Below are 6,968 nucleotides of genomic sequence, written 5' to 3'. Positions count from 1 at the left end.
CGGCCGCCCGTCCGGCCCGGGGCGGCGTGGCCGGACGCCCCGGTAGTCCTCGTCCCGCGCGGTGCCCGCCCCGACGAGCACGCAGTCGGCCGACCGTCGCAGGGCGCGGAACAGGTCGCGGTCGGCCGGGGTGGACAGGCCACCGGACCCCGCTCCGCCTGCCGTCACGGCCCCGTCGGCGGAGCTGACCATGACCGCGGTGACCCGCGGCCGGACGGGCGGGGGACCGGACGCGGAGGGTTCGATGGGCACCGCCCGAGCATCCCGCCGTGCGGGCGGCGTGACGCACGGGGGTGTTCTGTCGTAGGGCAGCCTCACTTATGGTGAGCGGAGCCGCACCGGACGGGTGGGGCATCCGGTCGAGCAGGGGGCCACGAGCAAGGTGAACGCGATCCGCGTCCGACCACCGTCGGTGGAACAACCGGCGCCCCCACGGCGGTCGCTCCGGCGCAGGCGGTTGCTCGGCCTCGCCGCCCTGACCACGGCGCTGCTGCTCGCGGTACTCGCCAGCATCGCGATCGGGACCAAGGTCATCCCGGTGAACGAGGTGTTCTCCGCGCTGGTCGCCCCGACCGGCAGCGAGAACGACGTGGTCATCCGTTCCCTGCGGATCCCGCGCACCCTGCTCGGGGTACTGGTCGGGATCGCGCTCGGCCTGGCCGGCGCGCTCGTGCAGGGCTTCACCCGCAACCCGCTCGGCGACCCCGGCCTGCTGGGCGTCAACGCGGGTGCGGCGTTCTTCGTCGTCCTCGGCATCTACGTCTTCGGTGTCAGCACGCTGTTCGGCTACGTCTGGTTCGCCTTCGCCGGGGCGCTGGTCGCCAGCGTCGTGGTGTTCGTGATCGGCACCCGGGCACCCGGCGGCGCCACCCCTGTGTCGCTGGCCCTGGCCGGTGCGGCGGTCAGCTTCCTGCTGCAGGCGGGTACGTCCTCGGTGGTGCTGCTGGACGAGACCAGCCTCGACGCCTACCGGTTCTGGGTGGTCGGCTCGCTCGCCGGGCGCGACGCCGCGGTCGGTGGCCAGGTGGTGTGGTTCATCCTCGCGGGCACGGCGCTGGCGCTGGCCAGCGCGCCCGCCCTCAACGCGCTCTCCCTCGGCGACGACGTCGCCACCTCGCTGGGGCACTCGGTCCGCCGGACCCGGGTGGTCGGCGTCGTCGCGATCACGCTGCTCGCGGGGGCGGCCACCGCCGCCTGCGGGCCGATCGTGTTCCTCGGACTGATCGTCCCGCACGTCGTCCGGGTGTTCACCGGGCCCGACCACCGCTGGCTGCTGCCCGCCTCCGGGCTCGCCGGGGCGGTGCTGCTGCTGCTCGCCGACGTCGTCGGACGGGTGGTGGCCCGCCCCGGTGAGCTGCAGGTCGGCATCGTGGTCGCGTTGATCGGCGGGCCGTTCTTCATCGCGCTCGTGCGCCGTCGCAAGCTGGGGGCCGTGTGAGCACCGTGACCGAACCCGGCCCGCCGAGCACGGTGGCCGTCCCCGGCCGTCGCGCCGTCCGCGCGGGCCGCTTCTCCGGCGTGCTGCGCATCCGCACCGCGGTCGTGCTGCTCGCCTGTGCCGTCGCGCTGGTGCTCGCCGCCGCGGTCAACATGGGCCGCGGCGACTACCCGATCGCGATCACCGACGTGCTGGCGACGCTGTTCGGCGGCGGTGACGCCGGTCAGCAGCTCGTCGTGCTCGAGCTGCGGCTCCCGCGCACCCTGGTCGGTGCGCTGGTCGGCGGCGCGCTGGCCGTCTCGGGCGCGATCCTGCAGTCGGTCGCCCGCAACCCCCTCGCGAGCCCGGACATCATCGGCGTCCAGTGGGGCGCCAGTGCGGCAGCGGTGTTCGTCATCGTGCTCGGGGGTGGCGTGGCCGGGGTCGGCGGCGCCTTCGCCTCGCTCGGCATCCCGCTCGCCGCCCTGATCGGCGGGCTCGTGTCGTCGGCCGCGGTGTACGTCCTGGCCTGGCGCAAGGGCATCCAGGGCTTCCGGCTCGTGCTGATCGGCATCGGGATCCAGGCCGTGCTCGTCGCCGCGGTGCAGTGGCTGCTGACCGTCGCCCAGATCTACCAGGCCGCCCAGGCCCAGGTCTGGCTCAACGGCAGCCTGAACGCGCGCAGCTGGAACGAGGTCGTCCCGCTGTCGATCTCCATGCTGGTGCTCGTGCCCGCGGCGCTGGCCCTGGTGCACCTGCTCGGCGCCCTGCGCTTCGACGACGACACCGCCCGCGGCCTCGGCGTGCGGGTGAACGGCGCCCGCACCGCGCTGCTGCTCGTCTCCGTCGGGCTCGCCTCGGTCGCGACCGCGGCCGCCGGCCCGATCGCCTTCGTCGCACTGGTCACCCCGCAGATCGCGCGCCGGCTCTGCCGGGTCGGGACCCCGCCGATCGGGGTCTCCCTCGTGCTGGGCGCGGCACTGACCGTGCTGTCCGACCTGATCGCCCGCACCGCACTGGGGTCCGTCGAGCTCCCGGTCGGCATCGTGACCGCGGTGCTCGGCGCCCCGTTCCTGCTGTACCTGCTCGCCCGCACCCGCCAGGAGGCCCGTCGATGAGCACCGTCGAGGACATCAGCGTCGCGGAGGCCACCACCTCCCGGACGACGACGGCGGGCGACCCCGTCCGTCCCGGTGTGGTCCGGCTGTCGGCCGAGCAGGTCACGCTCGGCTACGGCGACCGCACCATCGTCGACGGGCTCGACCTGGAGGTGCAGCCCGGCGCGGTCACCACCGTCATCGGCCCGAACGGCTGCGGCAAGTCCACCGTGCTGCGGGCGCTGGGGCGGCTGCTGCCCGCCCGGACCGGTCAGGTGCTGCTCGACGGCAAGCGGATCGACCGCACCCCGACCAGGGAGGTCGCCCGGGTGCTGGGGATCCTGCCGCAGTCGCCGCTGGCGCCCGAGGGGCTGACCGTCGGCGACCTCGTCGCCCGCGGGCGGCACCCGCACCAGGCCTGGTACCGGCAGTGGTCCTCGGACGACGAGCGCGCCGTCGCCGAGGCGCTGACCTGGACGGGCCTGTCCGACCTCGCCGAGCGTCCGGTCGACGAGCTGTCCGGTGGCCAGCGCCAGCGGGCCTGGATCTCGATGGCCCTGGCGCAGCAGACCGACCTGCTGCTGCTCGACGAGCCGACCACCTTCCTCGACCTGGCCCACCAGGTCGACGTGCTGGAGCTGGTGCGGCGGTTGCAGTCCGAGGCGGGCCGCACCGTGGTGATGGTGCTGCACGACCTGAATCTCGCCGCCCGCTACGCCGACCGGCTCGTCGCGATGAAGGACGGCCGGATCGTCGCGGCGGGGTCGCCGGCCGAGATCGTCACCGAGGAGCTGCTGGCCGAGGTGTTCGGGCTGCGGGCGCGGGTGCTGCCCGACCCGGTGACCGGCACCCCGCTGGTCGTGCCGGACGCGGGCCCGTCGCTGCGTGCCCCGGAGCCGATCGCCGAGGCATGATCTCCGGCGTGACCTCCGGCGACCGACCGCCCTTCCTCGCCACCCGCGCGGTGCACGCGGGCAACGACGTCGATCCCGGGACCGGTGCGATCCGCCGCCCGATCGTCGCGGCCAACTCCTACGCGCTGCCCGAGGACCCCTCCGAGCTGGACTGGTCGGGCACCGCGACCCGGCTCTACACCCGCAACGGCGGGGCGAACCAGGGCTGGCTGGAGGACAAGCTCGTGGCCCTGGAGGATCCCTCCGGGGTGTCGCCGGGCGGCTGTGCCGCGGTCGCGCTCGCCTCGGGCGTCGCCGCGCTGCACGCGGTGTTCTTCACGTTCCTGCGGTCCGGGGACCACGTCGTCAGCTCCGACGTCACCTACGTCGCCACCCATCGGCTGCTCACCGAGCTGCTGCCGGCCCGGTGGGGGATCACCGCCACCCTGGTCGACTCCTCCGACCCGGACGCGGTGCGCGCCGCGATCCGTCCGGAGACCCGGCTGGTACACGTCGAGACCCCGGCGAACCCGACGACCCGGATCACCGACGTCGACGCCGTCGCCGCCGTCGCACACGAGGCGGGTGCCCTGCTCAGCGTGGACGCCACGTTCGCGACCCCGGTGCTGCAACGGCCGCTGGAGCGGGGCGCGGACCTCGTCGTGCACTCGCTGACCAAGTACGTCAACGGCCACGGCGACGCGATGGGCGGTGCCGTGCTGGGCCGCCGCGAGCTGGTCGAGCGGATCCGCGCCGACGCGATGGTCGACGCCGGGGGAGTGATCAGCCCGTTCAACGCCTGGCTGATCGCCCGCGGCGCGGTGACCCTGCCGATGCGGATGCGCGCGCACTGCGCCGGCGCGCAGCAGGTCGCGGAGTACCTGGAGTCCCGCCCGGAGGTCGCGTACGTCGCCTACCCGGGGCTGGCGTCGCACCCGCAGCACGCGCTCGCGACCCGCACCCTCGACGGCGGGTACGGCGGCATGCTCGCCTTCGCCCTCGACGGTCCGCCGGAGCTGCAGAACCGGTTCGTCGCCGCACTGCGCGTGATCACCTCGGCGGTGTCGCTCGGGCACGACGAGTCGCTGATCGTGCACGTCGGCGCGGGCGGTGAGGGCCGCGCGGCGCACTTCCCGCCGGAGTTCCGCCGGCTCGGCCACCTGCGGCTGTCGGTGGGGCTGGAGGACCCGCGCGACCTCGTGGCCGACATCGCGCGGGCCCTGGACACCGTCAGCCGATGAGCGACCGGCCGACGATCTCCTTCATGATCTCGTTCGTGCCGCCGTAGATCGCCTGCACGCGGGAGTCCACGAACGCGCGGGCGATCGGGTACTCGAGCATGTAGCCGTAGCCGCCGTGCAGCTGCACACAGCGGTCGACGACCCGGTTCTGCAGGTCCGAGCACCACCACTTGGCCTTGGCCGCGTCGGGCACCGACAGCTCGGTCCCCTCGCGGTTGTGCTCGGTGATGCAGCGGTCCACGAAGACCCGGGCGATGGAGACCTCGGTGTCCATCTCGGCGAGCTCGAAGCGGGTGTTCTGGAAGTTCGCCACCGGGCGGCCGAAGGCCTTGCGCTCCTTGGTGTACTCCAGCGTCATCGCCACCGCGGCCTCGGCGCCGGCCACCGAGGCGACGGCGATCGACAGCCGCTCCTGGGCGAGGTTCTGCATCAGGTAGACGAAGCCCTGGCCGACCTCGCCGAGCCGGTTCGCGTCGGGCACCCGCACGTCGGTGAAGCTCAGCTCCGCGGTGTCCTGAGCCTTCATGCCGACCTTCTTCAGGCGGCGGCCGCGCTCGAACCCCTCCATCCCGCGCTCGACCACGAACAGGGTGAAGCCGAGGTGCTTGGCGTCCGGGTCGGTCTTGGCGACGACGATCACCAGGTCGGCGAGGATGCCGTTGGTGATGAAGGTCTTGGAGCCGTTGAGGATCCAGTCGCCGTTCGCGTCCTGCTTGGCGTTGGTGGCGATGCCCTGCAGGTCCGAGCCGGTGCCGGGCTCGGTCATGGCGATCGCGGTGATCAGCTCACCACTGCAGAACCCGGGCAGCCAGCGCTGCTTCTGCTCGTCGGTGCACAGGCGCAGCAGGTAGGGCTGCACCACGTCGTTGTGCAGCGGGAAACCGATCCCGCTGGCCCCGGCGGCGACGATCTCCTCGGCCAGGATCGCGTTGTAGCGGAAGTCGTCGACCCCGCCGCCGCCGTACTCCTTGGGGACCGCGGTGCCGAGCAGGCCCGCCGCCCCGGCCGCGGTCCATACCGCGCGGTCGACCTGGCCGTCCTCCTCCCACTGCTCGTGGTGCGGGGTGACCTCCTTCGCGATGAAGGTCCGGCACAGGTCGCGGAACGCGTCGTGTTCGTCGTCGAAGATCTCGCGCTGCATGCCCGGCAGTCTCACATACCCGTCGGTAACTCCGGTCGTCCTCACGGGCCGTCGGTGACCCGCGCGTGCCGGTAGGGTGCGCCCGTGGATCTCGTCGACGCCGCCGCCAACGTGTGGGACCGGGCCGTGGTCGGTCACCTCGCCGACCTGCGACGGATGCCGCGCGACGCGGTGGTCGGCTCGCCGCAGGGCATCCTGTTCCGGTACCGCCCGCTGTCCGGTGTGGACCCCTCCGGCGGTGCACCGGTGCTGCTCGTGCCGCCGCTGGGCGCCCCGGACTTCGCCTACGACCTGCGTCGCGGCTGCTCACTGGTGGAGCACCTGCTGCAGCAGGGCCGGACCGTCTACCTGATCGACTACGGTCCCAAGTCGTTCTCCGACCGCACCCTGGGCATCGAGAGCTGGGTCGACGAGCTGCTGCCCGACACGATCCGCCGGGTCGCCGAGGAGACCGACGACGAGGTACACCTCGTCGCCTGGTCGCTCGGTGGGATCTTCGCCCTGCTCACCGTCGCCGCCGCGGTGCAGGCCCGCGACCCGCTGCCGGTGCGCTCGGTCGCCGCGATCGGCACCCCGGTCGACATCTCCCGGGTGCCGCTGGTGGCGCCGATCCGGCCGCTCGCGCAGATCACCGGTGGCCGGCTGATCTCCTCGATCTACCGGGGCGTCGGCAGCTTCCCGGCGCCGATGGTGAGCTGGGCGTTCCAGCTGACCGCGGTGGACAAGCTCGTCACCAAGCCGCTGGCGATCGCGTCGCGGATCGACGACCGGGACTGCCTGGCCCAGATCGAGGCCGTCGACCATCTGATGAGCAACATGCACGGCTACCCGGGGCGGGTGTTCGGGCAGATCTTCCACCTGCTGCTGCGCAGCAACGACCTCGCCGACGGCGGACTGCGCCTGGGCGGGCGTGACGTGGAGCTGTCCGACGTCGGGGTGCCGGTGCTCGTCGTCGCCGGGCGGGACGACGTCATCGCCCCGCTGCGGGCGGTGCGCGCCGGCGTTCCGCTGCTGACCGGCAGCCCGGAGGTGCGGTTCACGACCTCGCCGGGCGGGCACCTGGGCGTGCTGACCGGGCGCCGGGCCCGGGACACGACCTGGCCCGAGCTCGACCGGGCCCTGGCCGACTGGGACGCCGCCGCGGACACCCCCGACGACGCCGACGGCCCGGCCGCCGCC

7 protein-coding genes are annotated in these 6,968 nt (G+C 73.6%); 5 read left to right on the top strand and 2 right to left on the bottom strand.

What is annotated here, in order from left to right; all coding sequences use genetic code 11:
• Window positions 1–252, bottom strand: a 252-nt coding sequence (locus GTW08_RS13655; protein WP_346009902.1) for a dihydrofolate reductase family protein, incomplete at its 3' end; no start/stop codon positions are given.
• A 205-nt stretch (window positions 253–457) separates the two neighbouring features.
• Here GTW08_RS13655 and GTW08_RS13650 point away from each other — a divergent pair.
• From GTW08_RS13650 to GTW08_RS13635, 4 genes are read left to right on the top strand one after another with little or no spacing between them, the layout of a single operon-like run.
• Window positions 458–1,438: a FecCD family ABC transporter permease gene (locus GTW08_RS13650; protein ID WP_202417136.1), complete on the top strand. Its 981-nt coding sequence runs from the start codon at window positions 458–460 to the stop codon at window positions 1,436–1,438.
• Window positions 1,435–2,535 (top strand): FecCD family ABC transporter permease, encoded by a 1,101-nt coding sequence (locus tag GTW08_RS13645; protein WP_083658892.1) that lies wholly within the window; start codon window positions 1,435–1,437, stop codon window positions 2,533–2,535. The genes GTW08_RS13650 and GTW08_RS13645 overlap by 4 nt, the downstream gene beginning before the upstream one ends.
• On the top strand, window positions 2,532–3,428 hold the full coding sequence (locus GTW08_RS13640) for an ABC transporter ATP-binding protein (protein ID WP_083658891.1): 897 nt from the start codon (window positions 2,532–2,534) through the stop codon (window positions 3,426–3,428). The genes GTW08_RS13645 and GTW08_RS13640 overlap by 4 nt, the downstream gene beginning before the upstream one ends.
• 8 nt (window positions 3,429–3,436) lie before the next feature.
• Window positions 3,437–4,648: a trans-sulfuration enzyme family protein gene (locus GTW08_RS13635; protein ID WP_301549210.1), complete on the top strand. Its 1,212-nt coding sequence runs from the start codon at window positions 3,437–3,439 to the stop codon at window positions 4,646–4,648.
• Here GTW08_RS13635 and GTW08_RS13630 read toward each other — a convergent pair.
• Window positions 4,638–5,789 (bottom strand): acyl-CoA dehydrogenase family protein, encoded by a 1,152-nt coding sequence (locus GTW08_RS13630; protein ID WP_161151997.1) that lies wholly within the window; start codon window positions 5,787–5,789, stop codon window positions 4,638–4,640. The genes GTW08_RS13635 and GTW08_RS13630 overlap by 11 nt on opposite strands.
• 84 nt (window positions 5,790–5,873) lie before the next feature.
• Between GTW08_RS13630 and GTW08_RS13625 the strand changes: the two genes are divergently transcribed.
• On the top strand, window positions 5,874–6,968 hold a 1,095-nt coding region (locus GTW08_RS13625; RefSeq protein ID WP_161151996.1), incomplete at its 3' end, for an alpha/beta fold hydrolase.

It is taken from the genome of Pseudonocardia sp. SID8383, assembly GCF_009864975.1.
Lineage (GTDB): Bacteria > Actinomycetota > Actinomycetes > Mycobacteriales > Pseudonocardiaceae > Pseudonocardia > Pseudonocardia alni.
Note: the sequence above shows the minus strand (reverse complement) of the source record. Positions and strands in the feature narration are given on the sequence as shown.